The 16,841-nt window shown below is 63.2% G+C and carries 17 protein-coding genes and 1 riboswitch; of the genes, 4 read left to right on the top strand and 13 right to left on the bottom strand.

Features of this window, described 5'->3' with window-relative positions; genetic code table 11:
• Positions 1 to 3: 3 nt before the first annotated feature.
• From DM374_RS19960 to DM374_RS19990, 8 genes are all read right to left on the bottom strand, one after another.
• Positions 4 to 522: a retropepsin-like aspartic protease family protein gene (locus tag DM374_RS19960; protein WP_110971446.1), complete on the bottom strand. Its 519-nt coding sequence runs from the start codon at positions 520 to 522 to the stop codon at positions 4 to 6.
• Positions 519 to 1,505, bottom strand: a complete 987-nt coding sequence (locus DM374_RS19965) for an esterase-like activity of phytase family protein (RefSeq protein ID WP_110971447.1) — start codon at positions 1,503 to 1,505, stop codon at positions 519 to 521. The genes DM374_RS19960 and DM374_RS19965 overlap by 4 nt, the downstream gene beginning before the upstream one ends.
• Positions 1,502 to 3,406, bottom strand: a complete 1,905-nt coding sequence (parE, locus tag DM374_RS19970; protein WP_110971448.1) for a DNA topoisomerase IV subunit B — start codon at positions 3,404 to 3,406, stop codon at positions 1,502 to 1,504. The genes DM374_RS19965 and parE overlap by 4 nt, the downstream gene beginning before the upstream one ends.
• Positions 3,407 to 3,442: 36 nt before the next feature.
• Positions 3,443 to 4,051, bottom strand: a complete 609-nt coding sequence (locus DM374_RS19975; protein ID WP_110971449.1) for a YqiA/YcfP family alpha/beta fold hydrolase — start codon at positions 4,049 to 4,051, stop codon at positions 3,443 to 3,445.
• Positions 4,052 to 4,158: 107 nt separating this feature from the next.
• The gene (gene cpdA / locus DM374_RS19980) at positions 4,159 to 4,965 is read right to left on the bottom strand and encodes a 3',5'-cyclic-AMP phosphodiesterase (RefSeq protein WP_110971450.1); all 807 of its coding nucleotides are present in this window, start codon (positions 4,963 to 4,965) and stop codon (positions 4,159 to 4,161) included.
• A gap of 76 nt (positions 4,966 to 5,041) precedes the next feature.
• Positions 5,042 to 5,215 carry a hypothetical protein gene (locus tag DM374_RS33220; RefSeq protein ID WP_157969729.1) on the bottom strand — a complete coding sequence of 58 codons (174 nt, stop codon included), beginning with the start codon at positions 5,213 to 5,215 and terminating at the stop codon, positions 5,042 to 5,044.
• Between the two features lie 217 nt (positions 5,216 to 5,432).
• Positions 5,433 to 5,885 (bottom strand): DUF1249 domain-containing protein, encoded by a 453-nt coding sequence (locus DM374_RS19985; protein WP_095155923.1) that lies wholly within the window; start codon positions 5,883 to 5,885, stop codon positions 5,433 to 5,435.
• On the bottom strand, positions 5,876 to 6,493 hold the full coding sequence (locus tag DM374_RS19990) for an NUDIX domain-containing protein (protein ID WP_110971451.1): 618 nt from the start codon (positions 6,491 to 6,493) through the stop codon (positions 5,876 to 5,878). Before DM374_RS19990 ends, DM374_RS19985 begins: the two co-directional genes overlap by 10 nt.
• Before the next feature lie 186 nt (positions 6,494 to 6,679).
• Between DM374_RS19990 and DM374_RS19995 the strand changes: the two genes are divergently transcribed.
• Positions 6,680 to 7,426: an RsiV family protein gene (locus DM374_RS19995; protein ID WP_110971452.1), complete on the top strand. Its 747-nt coding sequence runs from the start codon at positions 6,680 to 6,682 to the stop codon at positions 7,424 to 7,426.
• Here DM374_RS19995 and cytX read toward each other — a convergent pair.
• Together cytX and thiC are read right to left on the bottom strand one after the other, a co-directional pair.
• Positions 7,395 to 8,678 (bottom strand): putative hydroxymethylpyrimidine transporter CytX, encoded by a 1,284-nt coding sequence (cytX, locus tag DM374_RS20000; RefSeq protein WP_110971453.1) that lies wholly within the window; start codon positions 8,676 to 8,678, stop codon positions 7,395 to 7,397. The genes DM374_RS19995 and cytX overlap by 32 nt on opposite strands.
• Before the next feature lie 193 nt (positions 8,679 to 8,871).
• Positions 8,872 to 10,761, bottom strand: coding sequence for a phosphomethylpyrimidine synthase ThiC (thiC, locus tag DM374_RS20005; RefSeq protein ID WP_110971454.1), 1,890 nt, complete (start codon positions 10,759 to 10,761; stop codon positions 8,872 to 8,874).
• Positions 10,762 to 10,909: 148 nt separating this feature from the next.
• Positions 10,910 to 11,015: riboswitch (TPP riboswitch) on the bottom strand.
• Between the two features lie 142 nt (positions 11,016 to 11,157).
• Here thiC and DM374_RS20010 point away from each other — a divergent pair.
• A complete protein-coding gene (locus tag DM374_RS20010) occupies positions 11,158 to 12,597 on the top strand; it encodes a TolC family outer membrane protein (protein WP_110971455.1) in 1,440 nt (479 codons plus the stop codon).
• Between the two features lie 145 nt (positions 12,598 to 12,742).
• On the opposite strand, the gene DM374_RS20015 is transcribed toward DM374_RS20010, so the two are convergent.
• Complete coding sequence (locus tag DM374_RS20015; protein WP_110971456.1) at positions 12,743 to 13,213, bottom strand: toll/interleukin-1 receptor domain-containing protein; 471 nt, start codon at positions 13,211 to 13,213, stop codon at positions 12,743 to 12,745.
• A 157-nt stretch (positions 13,214 to 13,370) separates the two neighbouring features.
• Complete coding sequence (gene rsgA, locus DM374_RS20020) at positions 13,371 to 14,402, bottom strand: small ribosomal subunit biogenesis GTPase RsgA (RefSeq protein WP_095155940.1); 1,032 nt, start codon at positions 14,400 to 14,402, stop codon at positions 13,371 to 13,373.
• A 94-nt stretch (positions 14,403 to 14,496) separates the two neighbouring features.
• Between rsgA and orn the strand changes: the two genes are divergently transcribed.
• A complete protein-coding gene (gene orn / locus DM374_RS20025) occupies positions 14,497 to 15,039 on the top strand; it encodes an oligoribonuclease (RefSeq protein ID WP_110971457.1) in 543 nt (180 codons plus the stop codon).
• A 93-nt stretch (positions 15,040 to 15,132) separates the two neighbouring features.
• The gene (locus DM374_RS20030) at positions 15,133 to 15,744 is read left to right on the top strand and encodes a trimeric intracellular cation channel family protein (RefSeq protein WP_110971458.1); all 612 of its coding nucleotides are present in this window, start codon (positions 15,133 to 15,135) and stop codon (positions 15,742 to 15,744) included.
• A gap of 15 nt (positions 15,745 to 15,759) precedes the next feature.
• Here the strand turns inward: DM374_RS20030 and queG are convergent, their stop codons facing one another.
• A complete protein-coding gene (gene queG, locus DM374_RS20035; RefSeq protein ID WP_110971459.1) occupies positions 15,760 to 16,839 on the bottom strand; it encodes a tRNA epoxyqueuosine(34) reductase QueG in 1,080 nt (359 codons plus the stop codon).
• Positions 16,840 to 16,841: the final 2 nt, after the last annotated feature.

Raw genomic sequence — 16,841 nt, forward strand, 5'->3', positions numbered from 1 at the left:
TCATCATTTCAAGGTCTGGCGCAGCAGCAAGGTGCCGCCGCGCTGGGTGAATTCAAGTTGTTTCAGGGCACTCATGCCCAGCAGCACCTGTTCGCCATCGAGCCCCGGAACCACCAGGGCGCGAACGTCGCGCAGGAGGATATCGCCCAATTGCAGGCTGTCCAGACGGGTCCGGTAGCCCTCGGTCCGGCCATTGGCGGTACTGACGGTCACCGGAGCGCCGCGCTCCAGGCCGAAACCACGGGCCAGGGGCTCCGGGATCGCCACGTCGGTGGCCCCGGTATCGAGCAGAAAATGAACAGCCTGACCGTTGATCAGGCCGTCAGCGACGAAGTGGCCCTGGCCATTACCGGCCAGGCGTACCTCGACGTAACCATCACCGTGCTGTGAGGTGATCTCGCTGTTGGGGTTCAGCTGCTTATCTTCCCAGGCGCCGAAAAAGCGCGTGGCAAGAAACAGCCCGGCGGCCCAGGCCAACACCATGAACACCCGCCCGATGCGCTGCCCCGGTGTCTGGCTCATTTCTTCGCGCTCCAGCCGCCTTTCGGCGCGGCGAACCGCCAGACCACCGGACGATCCTCGCCATCCGCACGCGTGCCGCCGTTGTTGTCCAGGCCGATCCAGGCACCTTCGGCATCGATCACCAGGGCCTCGGCCAGGCCATAAGGCTGGGTGTAGCGCCGCGAATCGACCAGCGCCTCGGCGGCGAACGACCAGCAACGCTCTACCACACCGCTCTGTGCGTCACGACGGCAGATGCGGTAGGCATTGCGCTCAAGGGTAAACAGCTTGCCCTCGAACAATGCCAGATCGGAAAAGTCCCGTGAGACTTCACGCGCCTTGGGAAACTGCTCCGGCTGCATCTCGGTGCCGGCTTCGCTGAGCAACACGCAGGAATCGCCGCAGGTCCAGGTGGTCTGCTTGCGATTGATCAGCAGCAGGCCGCGGCGCTCGCGCTCGGCCGCCAGCCACAGATGGTCACCCGCCGGGCTCACTGCCAGCCCTTCGAACAGAGCGTTGAAGTGCAGCAACATGCCACTGGCGCGGGCCTGGCGGATCATGCTCGGGTCGATTCGCAGCCAGGTCGGCGGGCCGTCCTGCGGGACTTGCAGCACCGCGGCGTGGGCTTCGCTGACGATGTAGTGGTTACCCGCCGCGTCGCAACTCAGGCCCTCGAAATCGAGGTCACCGCCGCGCACCAGCGAGGCGGCCCATTGTCGCGAGCGCAGGCCCAGCGGAAACCCGGAGTCCGGCACCGGCGGCACGGCCAGTTGCAGGCCGGTGGCCTGCCAGACCTGTGCGCTGGTATCGAGCTTGTAGAGCAGATCGTCGTCGCGGTCGGAGATGGTCCACAGCGCGCCGCTGCACATCGCCAGCCCCGACAGGTTGCCGCCGCGCATGCCTTCGACCGGATGCTCGGAGAGCATCTTCAGCTCTGGCCAAGGCTCGGCCAGCGAAGGCAGCGCGACCAGCGACAGCAAGGTCGCCAGCAGCAGACGGATCAAGCCATGACCTCGGCCAGGTTGCCGTTGCTCTCCAGCCAGGTCTTGCGGTCGCCCGCGCGCTTCTTCGCCAGCAGCATGTCCATGATTTCGCGGGTGTGCTCGAGGTCGTCCAGGGTCAACTGGACCAGGCGCCGGGTGTTCGGGTCCATGGTGGTTTCGCGCAGTTGCGGCGGGTTCATTTCGCCCAGACCCTTGAATCGGGTGACCTGCGGCTTGCCGCGCTTCTTCTCGGCCACCAGGCGGTCGAGGATGCCGTCACGTTCGGCTTCGTCGAGGGCGTAGTAGATTTCCTTGCCCAGGTCGATGCGGTACAGCGGCGGCATCGCCACATAGACGTGGCCGGCTTCCACCAACGGGCGGAAATGCTGGACGAACAGGGCGCAGAGCAAGGTGGCAATGTGCAGGCCGTCGGAGTCGGCGTCGGCGAGGATGCAGATCTTGCCGTAGCGCAGTTGGCTCAGGTCGGCGGCACCCGGGTCGACACCGATGGCCACCGCGATGTTGTGCACTTCCTGGCTGGCCAGGACTTCACCGCCATCCACTTCCCAGGTGTTGAGGATCTTGCCGCGCAGCGGCAGGATCGCCTGAAACTCCTTGTCCCGGGCCTGCTTGGCCGAACCACCGGCGGAGTCACCCTCGACCAGGAACAGCTCGGCGCGCATCGGGTCCTGGCCTGCGCAGTCAGCCAGCTTGCCCGGCAACGCCGGACCCTGGGTGACGCGCTTGCGCTCGACCTTCTTGCTCGCCTTGAGGCGACGACCGGCGTTGTTGATTGCCAGTTCGGCCAGTTGCATGCCCAGCTCGGGATGCTCGTTGAGCCACAGGCTGAAGGCATCCTTGACCACGCCGGAGACGAACGCCGCCGCCTCGCGGGAGGACAGGCGCTCCTTGGTCTGACCGGAGAACTGCGGCTCCTGCATCTTCATCGAGAGCACGAAACTGATCCGCTCCCAGACGTCTTCCGGCGCCAGCTTGACGCCGCGCGGCAGCAGGTTGCGGAACTCGCAGAACTCGCGCATGGCATCGAGCAAGCCCTGGCGCAGGCCGTTCACATGGGTGCCGCCCTGGGCGGTGGGGATCAGGTTGACGTAGCTTTCCTGAACACTGTCGCCGCCTTCGGGCAGCCACAGCAGGGCCCAGTCCACAGCTTCCTTGTTACCGGCCAGACTGCCGCAGAACGGTTCGTCGGGCAGACGCAGGAAGTCGCTGACGGAGTCGACCAGGTAGGAACGCAGGCCGTCTTCGTAATGCCACTCGACCTTCTCGCCGGTGCCCTTGTCCTCGAAGCTGACCAGCAGCCCCGGGCAAAGCACGGCCTTGGCCTTGAGCACATGTTTCAGGCGGCTGATGGAGAATTTGGGGGAGTCGAAGTATTTCGGGTCTGGCGAGAAATACACGCTGGTGCCGGTGTTGCGCTTGCCGACCGTGCCGATGACTTCCAGATCGCTGGCCTTGTAGCCATCGGCGAAGGTCATCTGGTACTCGTTGCCGTCACGTTTGACCCGCACGCGAACCTGGTTGGACAGGGCGTTGACCACCGAGATACCAACGCCGTGCAGGCCGCCGGAGAACTGGTAGTTCTTGTTGGAGAACTTGCCGCCGGCGTGCAGCTTGGTGAGGATCAGCTCGACCCCGGACACACCTTCCTCGGGATGGATGTCCACCGGCATGCCGCGGCCGTCATCGCAGACTTCCAGGGAATGGTCGGCATGCAGGATCACCTGCACCGAACGGGCATGCCCGGCCAGGGCTTCGTCGACGCTGTTGTCGATGACTTCCTGGGCCAGGTGGTTGGGGCGGCTGGTGTCGGTGTACATGCCCGGACGCTTGCGTACCGGGTCAAGGCCCGAGAGGACTTCGATGGCGTCTGCGTTATAGGCGCTAGCGCTGGGATTGGCCATGGGTTCTCGTCGTCATTCGTAGATGAAAATAAGCAATCAAAATACAGAAAAATCGAGGCTTTGATACGCCTGCGGATCAATGCCGGCAAAACTCAGCAGTGCTGGCAGGTGCAAGGCGAAGCCCTGGAAACTGTGATCGCCGCCGGCTTCGATACGCAGGGCACAGGCCCGGTAGAAGCGTTCGGCGTGGCGGTAATCGAGGGTTTCGTCACCGGTCTGCAACCAGACCTGGTAACGCGCCGGGTCGACAGGCGGCTCCACTTCCAGCTCGGCCAGGGCCTGCACGTGGTCGTGGGTCAGCTCCCAGGTTTCACCGGTGTAGTGGTTGGTCTGCGTGCCCAGGTAACCGTCGAACAAACGATGCGGGTTGACCGCCGGGTTGATCAGCAGTGCTTTCAACCCGTGGCGCTCGGCCAGATGGGTGGCATAGTAGCCGCCGAGGGAACTGCCGACCAGCAAGGGCTGGCCCAGTTCGGCAATGTGAGCTTCGAGTTGCGTAATGGCCTGGCGCGGATGGTGATGCAAGGCGGGAACACGCAACTGCCCGGCAAGGCCCAGTTGGTCGATGACGGCCTGCAACTGGCTGGCCTTCATGGAACTCGGCGCGCTGTTCAAACCGTGGATGTAAAGGATCGAGCCCGACATTCCGCCCCCCAGTCTCTGGTGAATCGCCCGGATTGACCGGGCAGAAAAAAGGCGCAGTTTAGCCTGTTAACCGGGAAATGATTCAGCTTTAGAGTTTGCCTGATGCGTCAGTAACCGTTGCCGTAGTCCACGGTGTAGGCGAAATCCTTCAGTCGGGAGACGCCAGTGTCGATCCGTCCGTCGTCGTGCAACGCCAGCCAGCGGTAACCGGGGGCGCGCTCGTCGACCTTGAAATCGTCGCTGCCGGGCTCGAACTGGACGCAGGTCGATGGCGACGCCAGCAGGCGCAGACCGTCCACTTGTTGGTCCCACTCCTGATGGATATGCCCCCAGAGCAGCGCGCGGGCCTGTGGATAAGGTTTCAGCAACTGAAACAGCGCCTCGGGGTTGCGCAGGCCGATAGGCGCCATCCACGCGCAACCGATGGACACCGGCTGATGATGGAAACAGATCAGGCAATGCCGTCCATTGGCACTCTCAAGGGCCTGTTGCAGCAGGCTCAACTGGCTGTCGTCAAGGAAGCCCGGCACGGAGCCGGGAATCGCCGAGTTGAGCATCAACACCCGCCAATTGCCGATATCGGTCACCGGATCGAGTACGTCGGTCCCGGCCGCGACACGCTCCATCGGTAGCGGTTCGTCATGATTGCCCGCCAGCCAGCGGGCCGGGGCATCGATGACGGCCGTCATGCGGCGGAATTGCTCGTAGGACGCTTCGGTTCCATCCTGGGAAAGATCGCCCGTCGCCAGCACCAGATCCACCCGTTCCTGCTCGACCAGAACCCGCTCGATCACCCGTTGCAGGCTCTCGTGGGTATTCATGCCCAACAGCGAGCCATCGGCATCGGCAAACAGATGACTGTCGGAAAGCTGCACCAACAGAATCGGCGCCGCCTCGGGGTTCGTGCTCGGCAAGACGTAGTCCTCGGAAGAAAGGCCAGATTATGCGGCCAGCCAATTGGCCGGGCCAAGCCCCGGAATGCGGGGCCGGTCACACATGTTCTGTTGATCTCAACATTTCATGGGGCTGCAAGCCGGCAGTGTTCGCTTCACCGACCAGCGGTTTGCTGTGAATCTCGTGCCGGGCGGTGTCCAGCACCCCGTCCTTCACATAGCGCAGGCCATCCGTTTCCACGCACACCTCGCCCTCAAGCAATGCCAGCACTACGCCTTTCCAGCTGGTATAGCGGAAAGCAGCACCCGATGCCCCCGCCCGGCCAACTCCAGCGCAACGTGACAACCACTCCAGCCCGCTCCAATCACTGCGATTTGCATGCCTCTCTCCTGCGTTCGATCACAAAGGCGTGATGAAACGCAGGCGAGGCATACGTCAGGATTAAGAGTTTGGCGCTAAACGGCTGTATAGAGATTTCGTACGCAATTCAGCGAACGATCGCCAGCTCATGGCCACACGCGAGGCAGTGAGTCAGCCATTCGCCCAGAAACAGGTTGAGCTGGGCCTTCTCGTCCGGCTGGTGCATCGATTCGTTGGGATAGGGGTAAACGCTGCGAAAACGCCGGGCGTGTTCGGCGCTGATGACTTCGGCCATGCGCGCGTCGTGGTAGACCTGCACTTCCAGTTGCGGCACCGGCAGCCACGGCAGGCTGTGTTCCTGGCGAACCCTCAAGGTGGTGGTGTAAGGGCAGGCCAGCACCACTTCCAGGGTCAGCACGCCAAGCATCTGGTCGCCCTGGGTCATGCCGATGCGACGGGAACTGGTGGCGTTGCGCATGTCTGGCAGCAGGCGCATCAGGCGGGCGTAATTGGCCTCGCAGGCAGCCTGCAAGCCAACCAGATCGACCCGATAACGCTCACGTGCAAGGTTCACGACCACAGCCCCCTGACTTCATCACGGTTCAAGGCCAGCCACTGCAAGGCGATAATCGTCGCCGCATTGGCAATCTGCCCATCGCGCACGGCCTGCAAGGCATCCTCGAATGCCCAGACCCGCACGCGAATATCTTCGCCTTCTTCTTCCAGGCCATGCAGCCCGCCAGCCCCCTCGCTGCTGCAACGCCCCAGATACAAGTGAACAAACTCGTCGCTGCCGCCAGGTGACGGGAAGTAGCGGGTCATCGGCCACAACGCGCTGAACTCGAGCCCAGCTTCCTCCTGCGCTTCGCGGTGCGCAACTTCTTCCGGCTGCTCGTCCTTGTCGATCAGACCGGCGACCAGTTCAACCAGCCAGGGGTTTTCAACCTTGCCCAGCGCGCCGACCCGAAACTGCTCGATCAGCACCACTTCGTCGCGTTGCGGGTCGTAGGGCAGGACGCAAACGGCGTCGTGACGGACGAACAGCTCGCGGCTGATCTCGCGTCCCATGCCGCCGGCGAACAGTTCATGCCGCAGGTGCACCCGATCCAACCGGTAGAAGCCCTTGAAACAGTTCTCGCGCCGGACGATCTCAACGGCGGTCGGAGCGGTATTCGTTTTGTCTGTCATGAAAATCCCCAATACCTCACGTGCTACTTCGCGCCATCCTACCCCGCGTACCCTCGGCTTTCACCCTCTTTAAAGTCAACCCGGAGGCTGCGAGGATAGGCACCGCCGGTCTATTCAAGCTTAGTGGCGAACCGAAGGCAGTGCCTACGGTCCAAGCCCGATCACCGTTGTTCTACAAGGATCATCATGACACTTGTCAAACTGACCACCGTGGCTGTCCTGGCCCTTACCCTGGGGGCGTGCCAGAGCTTTTTCCAGCCCAACATGCGCAAGCCGCTGGAGGTCAAGCGCGACGCCTGGGAGCACATCAAGCCCGGTTGCAGCGCCAGCGATTGCCCACTGGTGAACATCGACACCCTGCATTTCCCGGGTCAGCCGCAGCTCGATCCGATCATCGAACGCGGCCTGCTGCAACTGACCCGCGACGGCGACGGTGCCCCCGTGGCGAGTTCGCTCAAAGCCTATGAAGATGCTTTCTTGCGCTCGGCCGAAAGCCGCCACAGCACTTACCTGCAAGCCAAGGTACGTGAGCAGCATGACGGACTGGTGATCATCGAACTGTCCAGTTATCTGGACACTGGCGGCGCCCACGGCGCGCCGGGCCGCGCGTTCATCAACTGGTCGCGCCAGCAGGAAAAGGTCCTGACCCTGCAGGACATGCTGGTGCCGGGTCAGGAAGCGACATTCTGGAAGACGGCCGAGGAGGCGCACCGCGGCTGGCTGATCAGCAGCAAACTCGATCAGGACGCCGAGTTCGTGAAGACCTGGCCGTTCCGCCAGACGCCGCACATCGCCCTCACTTACGGTGCCGTGGTGCTCAAGTACGACGTGTACGCCATCGCCCCTTACGTGATGGGCCACGTCGAACTGAAGATCCCCTACCCGCGCCTGAACGGGGTGATCAAGCCAGAGCTGTTTCCCGGCCGCGGTTGAAGCCCAGCACGCCGTAAAGCAGCCCTGCCAGCAGTAGCGCCGGCAGGGTTGCACCGACGTCCGGTGCGTAGTTGGCCAGCGCATGGTAGGTCACAACCCCGCCAGCCCACGCCACCAGTGCGCCGCCGTGCAGCGACTTGACGTGCATCGGCAGGCGCCGGCGACGCAGGACGAAGTGGTCCATCAGCACCACACCGAACAGCGGTGCGAACACCGAGCCAATCAACAGCAGGAAGTTCTGGTATTGCGCCAACGGCGCGAAGCAGGCGATCAAGGTGCACAACACGCCGATGGCCAGGGCCAGGTGCTCCACTTTCAAACGCAACAGCAGGCCGCTGGATACCGCCGCCGAGTGAATGTCGGCGAAGGCATTTTCCGATTCATCCAACAGAATCAGCAGCAGCGGAATACCCAGCCCGGCCCCCGCGAGGGCCAGCAGCAGGGCATTGACCTCGCCGCTCGGGGCGAAGGCCAGGGTGTAGGCAACGCCCAGGCTCATCAGCCAGAAGTTGCCGATGAAAAAGCCCAGCGCGGTGCCACCAAAGACCCGGGTGGCACGCATGCCGAAGCGCGAATAGTCGGCAATCAGCGGGAGCCACGACAGCGGCATGGCAATGGCGATATCAAAGCCCACCGCCAGCGACATCGAACCGTCACCGGCACGCGCCCAGAGGTCCGCCAGATCGGCCTTGGCAAACAGGTTCCAGGTCAGCCAGATGCAGGCCCCCAGCAGCAGCCAGATGCCCCACTTGCGCAGCACCCGGCGCACGAAGGTCAGCGGACCGCTCACCGCCAGCAAAGTGGCCAGGCCGCCGAAGAACAAGGTCCAGAGCAACGGACTGTTCCACAGGCTGCTCTCGCCGAACGACTGAGCGCCGAGCAGGCTGGCGGCGTCGCGCATGACGATGATTTCGAACGAGCCCCAGCCGATCAGTTGCAGCAGGTTCAGCACCGCTGGCAGTGCCGCGCCATGCCGGCCCAGGCTCAGGCGCAGGGCCGCCATGGCCGACAGGCCGGTGTCGCTGCCGATCACCCCGACGGCGGCCAGCAGCAACACCCCGACCAGCGTTCCCAGACCGATTGCCAGGATCGACCCGGCCAGCCCCAGGCCCGGCGCCAGCAAGGCACCGGTCTGCAGCACCATCAGGCCGATGCCGAGGGAGAACCACAGGGAGAACAGGTCTCGAGCGCCGAACGTGCGCTGGTGGGTGGGGACGGGGGAGTCGGGGGAATAGTGGCTGGGTGTGGGCACGACAGTGGTCTCGGCAGGATTTTTGTTGAGTTCGGAAACCTGGGGCCGCTTAGCGGCCCTTCGCGAGCAAGCTCGCTCCCACAGGGGCTCCGCAGTGATCCTTCCTTGTGGGAGCGAGCTTGCTCGCGAAGGACCGCAAAGCGGTCCCAAAACAACCGACGCGATGCACCAGAAGCACACCGCGCCGGATACCTCAGACTTTCTTGTACAACTGACTGCCTTCCTGGCGGAACCGCTCGGCCTGCTCGCGCATGCCGTCCTCGACCGCCACATCCACCGCTTCGATGCGCTGGTTGGCGGCGTATTCACGCACTTCCTGGGTGATCTTCATCGAGCAGAACTTCGGCCCGCACATGGAGCAGAAATGCGCCACCTTGGCCGAGTCCTTCGGCAGGGTTTCGTCGTGGAACGAACGCGCAGTGTCCGGGTCCAGGCCGAGGTTGAACTGGTCTTCCCAGCGGAACTCGAAGCGCGCCTTGCTCAGGGCGTTGTCGCGGATCTGCGCGCCCGGATGACCTTTCGCAAGATCCGCGGCGTGGGCGGCGATCTTGTAGGTGATGATCCCGGTCTTCACGTCATCCTTGTTCGGCAGGCCCAGGTGTTCCTTGGGCGTGACGTAGCAAAGCATGGCGCAACCGAACCAGCCGATCATCGCGGCACCGATGCCGGAGGTAATGTGGTCGTAGCCCGGCGCGATGTCGGTGGTCAGCGGGCCGAGGGTGTAGAACGGCGCCTCGTCGCAGCATTCGAGCTGCTTGTCCATGTTCTCTTTGATCAACTGCATCGGCACGTGGCCAGGGCCTTCGATCATGCACTGGACGTCGTGTTTCCAGGCGATCTTGGTCAGTTCGCCGAGGGTTTCCAGCTCGCCGAACTGCGCTTCGTCGTTGGCGTCGGCAATGGAGCCCGGACGCAGGCCGTCGCCCAGCGAGAAGCTGACGTCGTAGGCCTTCATGATTTCGCAGATTTCGTCGAAGTGGGTGTAGAGGAAGTTCTCTTTGTGGTGCGCCAGGCACCACTTGGCCATGATCGAGCCGCCCCGGCTGACGATCCCGGTAACCCGCTTGGCGGTCAGCGGCACATAGCGCAGCAGCACGCCGGCATGGATAGTGAAATAGTCGACGCCCTGCTCGGCCTGTTCGATCAGGGTGTCGCGGAACAGCTCCCAGGTCAGGTCTTCGGCCACGCCGTTGACCTTTTCCAGTGCCTGGTAGATCGGCACGGTACCGATCGGCACCGGCGAGTTGCGGATGATCCACTCGCGGGTTTCGTGGATGTGCTTGCCGGTGGACAGGTCCATCACGGTGTCCGAACCCCAGCGGATGCCCCAGGTCAGCTTGGCCACTTCTTCTTCAATGGACGAACCGAGGGCGCTGTTGCCGATGTTGCCGTTGATCTTCACCAGGAAGTTGCGGCCGATGATCATCGGCTCCAGCTCCACGTGGTTGATGTTGGCCGGGATGATCGCGCGACCACGGGCGATTTCTTCGCGGACGAACTCGGCGGTGATTTCTTTCGGAATGCTGGCGCCGAAGCTGTGACCGGCGTGCTGCTGCTTGAGCAGACCGGCGGCGCGGGCTTCCTGGAGCTTCATGTTTTCGCGCAGGGCGACGTATTCCATCTCTGCGGTGATGATGCCTTTGCGCGCGTAGTGCATCTGGCTGACGTTGGCCCCGGCCTTGGCACGGCGCGGGTTGCGTACGTGGGCGAAGCGCAGCTTGGTCAGCTCGACGTCATTCAGGCGCTGCTGGCCGAAGTTGGAAGACAGGCCGTCAAGGCGCTCGGTGTCGGCGCGGTCGTCGATCCAGGCCGAGCGCACGTCGCCCAGGCCTTTACGCACATCGATGATCACGCTCGGGTCGGTGTACGGGCCGGAGGTGTCATAAACCAGCACCGGGGCGTTGGCTTCGCCGCCGAAATCGGTGGGGGTGTCGTCCAGGCTGATTTCGCGCATCGGCACGCGGATGTCCGGGCGCGAGCCCTCGACATAGATTTTGCGCGAGCGGGTAAAAGGTTGTACGGACTGCTGATCGACCTGCGCGGACTCGCTCAGGTTGGCGGGATATTTTTCTTGTTTGGTCATCACAGGCTCTCCAGACGGGTTGGATGTCGGAGTGAACCTGATGAAGGCACGGACGCACCGGAGGCGGTGCTGTGCTGAATACGGGGGTGTCTGTTGCCACGGAGGCTGACTCGACATTTCCCGGACCCGGCACAAGAGGGCTCGCGGGAAAGCGAGCAATCTTGTTCCCTACGCAGGCGCTAACCTGATCAGGTTCAACGGGATCCGGAATTATCCGATCTCAGCCTCAACGCAAGGCACCCCGACAAGAACCCGGCCAGTCTAGACTGGAGTCGCGGCAAACGCCAACCCTCCAAGCACAGGCACGATAAATGGCGCAAATGTCAGATTGTTGCAAAGTGTCCACGGAACTACACTCGCTGGTCTGAATTACCCTCTTCGTTCAAGGACCGCCCTATGCTGCGCAAACTTTCACTGGCGCTCGCCGTGTCTTTTGCTTCCAACGGAATGGCCTGGGCAGCAGACGCACCCCTTTCGGCCAGGACAGACCTGGTCAGTGTCTACCAGGAAGCCGTGAACAATAACGCTGACCTCGCCGCCGCCCGCGCCGACTACGGCGCCCGCCGTGAAGTCGTGCCCCAGGCCCGCGCCGGCCTGCTGCCGAACCTGTCCGCCGGCGCCGAGATGATGAATAGCCGTACGCACATCGACCAGCCATCGGTGACCGCCAACCGCAGCGGCAACTCCTGGCAGGCGACCCTCTCGCAGCCGATCTTCCGCGCCGATCGCTGGTTCCAGTTGCAAGCCGCCGAAGCCGTGAACGAGCAGGCCGCGCTGGAACTGTCCGCCACCGAGCAGAACCTGATTCTGCAAAGCGCCGAGAACTACTTCGCGGTGCTGCGCGCCCAAGACAACCTGGCTTCGACCAAGGCCGAAGAAGCAGCGTTCAAGCGCCAGCTCGACCAGTCGAACGAGCGCTTCGACGTCGGCCTTTCGGACAAGACCGATGTGCTGCAATCCCAGGCCAGCTACGACACCGCCCGGGCCAACCGGCTGATCGCCGAGCGCCGCGTGCAGGACGCCTTCGAGGCCTTGGTGACCCTGACCAACCGTGAGTACAACGCGCTGCAGGGCGTCGTTCACACCCTGCCGGTGCAAGTGCCAGTGCCTAACGACGCCAAGGCCTGGGTCGATACTGCCACCCAGCAGAACCTCAATCTGCAAGCCACCAACCACGCCGTCAGCGCCGCCGAAGAAACCCTGCGCCAGCGCAAGGCCGGCCATGCACCGACCGTCGACGCCGTGGCCCGTTACCAGAAAGGTGACAACGACAGCCTCGGCTTCACCAACCCGAACGCGAGCCTGGGCGGCCAGTCGTACCGTGGTGATGTCGAACAGACCAGCATCGGCCTGCAACTGAACATCCCGTTGTACAGCGGCGGCCTGACCAGCTCGCAAGTGCGCGAGGCGTACCAGCGCCTGAGCCAGACCGAGCAGCAGCGCGAAAGCCTGCGTCGCCAGGTGGTGGAAAACACCCGCAACCTGCACCGTGCGGTCAACACCGACGTGGAGCAGGTGCAGGCGCGCAAACAGTCGATCATCTCCAACCAGAGCGCGCTGGAAGCCACGGAAATCGGTTATCAGGTCGGTACGCGCAATATCGTCGACGTGCTCGACGCGCAGCGCCAGCTCTACACCTCGGTGCGCGACTACAACAACACTCGCTACGACTACATCCTCGACAACCTGCGGCTCCGGCAGGCAGCGGGCACGCTGAGCCCGCAGGATCTGCAGGACCTGGGACGCTGGTTGAAGCCGGACTACAACCCGGACAAGGACTTCCTGCCACCGGATCTGGCGGCAGCAGCCAAGGCCAATTTCGAGGCCCGGCCGTAAGACCGGTTCCCACGGGGATCGGGTCCGGCACGGATCTTTTGCCGGACAAAAGACCCTGTGGGAGCCGGCTTGCCGGCGACTGCGATCGTCCAGGCAAAAAACAAGAACGCCCGCTTGGGTCAATCCAGGCGGGCGTTCTTGTTTGTCAGAAACCGCGACGCAAGCGGGCCTTCAGATCGGTGTGGAAGAACTCGGCGTTGTTGCGGTTGGCCTGCGCGGCATCCTTGCTGATCGCGCGGCGAAAGGTCTGCTCGTCATGGTAGGCGCTGACGAACAGATCGATATGTTCGCGCCGGCTCAGGGTTGGCCAGCGCTCAAGATACGAGGGCAGGGTGCCTTCGCACTGATAGAAGGCCAGCCTTCGGTTCAACTGGGTAGCGCTGCCGAGGCCGAACGGTACCCACCAATCTTCGACGCCGCTCTGGCCGAGTACGGTGATCATGTGGGTGCAGGCGTTGATGTTGTTGTTGAGCAGGCTGCAGATATCGTCGGTGGTCTGCCGGGCCTCCGGGTCGAGCAGCTCAAGGCAGGTGTTGATGCCTTCGAGCTTGAGTCGTTCGTTGATCACGAACGCATCGAGGCGATCAGGGTGGCGGTAACTGATGAAAACGGGCATCACTGGCGTCCTTTCAGGTGAAAGCGCGACGATCAGTGAATTCCTTAAGCCCGGCAATAGACGGCCAGAAACAAAGAAGCATCCTACATCCGTGTATGAACATGCCTACGGATGCAGACTACATTGGGTGTTCCCGTTCCCGGCAACGCCCAAAGGGTCAGTAGGTGTCTTGCGGCAAGCTGGCGATGATGGAGCGGTAGCTGTTCATCCGTTGTTGCTGGACGCTTCCGTCCTCCAGGGCCTTGAGCAGTGCACAGCCAGGCTCGCGATCATGCTTGCAGTCGCGGAAACGGCAATTGCCGAGCAGCGTGCTGAACTCGATGAAACCGGCTTCGACATCCGCGCGACTGACGTGGACCAGGCCGAACTCGCGAATACCCGGGGAGTCGATCAGCTCGCCGCCACCAGGGAAGTGATACAGGCGGGCGGTGGTGGTGGTGTGCTGGCCCTGGCCGGACCATTCCGAAAGCTCGCCAACGCGGGACTGCACGTTCGGCAGCAGGCTGTTGACCAGCGAAGACTTGCCGACCCCGGACTGGCCGACGAACACGCTGATATGACCGTCGAGTATGGTCTGCAACTGTTCCATGCCATTGCCGTGGTGCGCGGACACTTCCAGCAGCGGGTAGCCGAGTTGCCGGTACACCGCCAGCAGGGCGTTGAGTGCCGGGGCGTTCTGCTCGTCGATCAGGTCGGCCTTGTTCAGCAGCAGCAGCGGCCGGATACCGGCATGCTCGGCGGCCACGAGGTAGCGGTCGATGAGGTTGGCGTGAGGCTCGGGGGCTGGGGCGAAGACGATGACGATCAGGTCGACGTTGGCTGCCACTGGCTTGAGCTGTCCGCGGCTGTCGGGGCGGCACAGTTCGGTGCTGCGTGGCAGTTGCGCGACGATCACACCGATACCCTGGTTGCCGGCGCGCCACACCACGCGATCGCCGGTCACCAGCGCGGGCAGGTTGGCTCGCAGGTGGCAACGGAATACCTGGCCGGCTTCGTCGCCTTGCTCGGCTTCGACCTCCACTTGCACACCGAAATGCGCGATCACCAGGCCGGTCTGTTCAGGGCCAAGGTCGCCGCCTTCGAGCACCTCCAGGGCGCGCCCCTCACGTTTGGCGGCGCGGGCGGCACGCTCTTCCTGGATCTTTTCGATGCGCCAGTTTTGGCGGCGGTTGAGCTGGCGTTTGGCCATGGAGGTCTCGTCGTTTAAAGCGGGGATGTTGAAACGGCGTCGAGTTTAGCACGCTCCACTAGGCTAAACTGCGCACCTACCGAGGAGCAGAGCTATGCAGAACCCACAGAATCTGATCTGGATCGATCTGGAAATGACCGGTCTGGACCCCGACAGCGACGTCATCATCGAGATGGCGACCATTGTCACCGACAGCGATCTCAATACCCTGGCCGAAGGTCCGGTGATCGCTATCCACCACAGCGACGAAGTCCTGGCGCGTATGGACGAGTGGAACACCCGCACTCACGGCAACTCCGGCCTGACCCAGCGCGTGCGTGAAAGCCGCATCGACATGGCCGAGGCCGAGGCGCAGACCATCGCCTTCCTGGAACAGTGGGTGCCCAAGGGCAAGTCGCCGATCTGTGGCAACAGCATCTGCCAGGATCGTCGCTTCCTCTACCGCCACATGCGCGGGCTGGAAAACTACTTCCACTACCGCAATCTCGACGTTTCGACCCTCAAGGAACTGGCCGGTCGCTGGGCGCCGGACGTTCGCGACGGTTTCAAGAAGGGCAGCACCCACCTTGCGCTGGACGACATCCGCGAGTCGATCGCCGAGCTGCGCCACTACCGCGAGCACTTCATCAAGTTCTAAGCCCCACGGGGGTGCCACGAATCGCTCTGGCGCCCCCTTTTGGTGCTTGAGGCAACTGGTTAGACTGCGCGTCCCTCTGCCTGGACCTGCACCATGTTGTTGATGCTCTATCTGATTGCGATCACCGCTGAAGCCATGACCGGTGCCCTGTCTGCCGGTCGTCGCGGCATGGACTGGTTCGGTGTGGTGCTGATCGCCTGTGTGACCGCGCTGGGCGGCGGTTCAGTGCGTGATGTGTTGCTGGGCCATTACCCGCTGACTTGGGTCAAACACCCTGAATACCTGGTGCTGACCAGTGCGGCGGCGTTGATCACCATCTTCATTGCCCCGTTGATGCGGCATTTGCGCTCGCTGTTCCTGGTGCTCGATGCCATCGGTCTGGTGGCGTTCACCCTGATCGGCTGCATGACCGCGCTGGAGCTGGGCCACAGCATGCTGGTCGCCTCCATCAGCGGGATGATCACCGGCGTGTTCGGCGGCATCTTGCGGGACATTCTCTGCAACGACATTCCACTGATCTTCCGCCGCGAACTGTATGCCAGCGTGTCCTTCGCCGCGGCCTGGTGCTACCTGGGTTGCGTGCACCTGCAACTGCCGGCAGAGCAGTCGATCCTGATCACCCTGTTCGGCGGCTTCCTGCTCCGTTTGCTGGCGATTCGTTTCCACTGGGAAATGCCCAAGTTTCACTACAACGACGACCATTGATTGGCCGACGCGGCGTCAGGCGGGACACGCCTGGCGTTCGGCGTGCTGCTTCAGTGCCCACTCGACGTGCTCGCGGACCAGCTCGGACGGGTAGTCGCGGCGGGCATTGAGGGCTTCCAGTACGGGGATGGTCGACGGTGCATTGCCCAGCCCCACTGCCAGGTTGCGCAGCCAGCGCTCGTAGCCGGCGCGGCGTAGCGGCGATCCCTCGGTGCTGGCGAGAAAGCGCTCTTCATCCCAGAGAAACAATTCGGCCAACTCGGCGTTGTCCAGGCCATGACGCGGCTGGAAATCACTTTCCGCCGTCGGGCGGGCAAAACGGTTCCAGGGGCAGACGATCTGGCAATCGTCGCAGCCGAACACCCGATTGCCGATCATCGAGCGCAGTTCTTCGGGAATCGCGTTCTTCAGTTCGATGGTCAGGTACGAAATGCAGCGACGCGCATCCAGCACGTATGGGCCGACGAAGGCCTTGGTCGGGCAGATATCCAGGCAGGCGCTGCAGCGGCCGCAGTGTTCGGTGGCCTGGGCCTCGTCCACCGGGAGCGCGAGGTCGACGAACAGTTCGCTGAGGAAGAAATAGCTGCCGGCCTTGCGGTTGAGCAGCAGGGTGTTCTTGCCGATCCAGCCCAGGCCGGCTTGCTGGGCGATGGCTTTTTCCAGCACGGGGGCGCTGTCGACAAAGGCGCGGAAGCCGAACGGGCCGATTTCCTTCTGGATGCGCTCGGCCAGGTGCTGGACGCGCTTGCGCACCAGCTTGTGATAGTCGCGGCCAAGGGCGTAGCGCGAGATATAGGCTTTTTCCGGCTGGGCCAGGCGCTGCGCCATCTGCGTATCGCCGGGCAGGTAGTCCATGCGCAGCGAAACGACCCGAAGGGTGCCCGGCACCAGCTCGTCCGGGTGCGAGCGCTTGCTGCCGTGGGCGCCCATGTACTCCATCTCGCCGTGATAGCCGGCGGCCAGCCAGCGCTCCAGATGCTGTTCGTGCTCGGCCAGATCCACACCGGCGATGCCGACGTGGGCAAAGCCGAGTTCACGGCCCCAGTCCTTGATGGACTGGGTGAGGGCGGGGAGATCTATGGCGGAGGCAGACATGC

This window comes from Pseudomonas huaxiensis (assembly GCF_003231275.1).
Classification (GTDB): Bacteria; Pseudomonadota; Gammaproteobacteria; order Pseudomonadales; family Pseudomonadaceae; genus Aquipseudomonas; species Aquipseudomonas huaxiensis.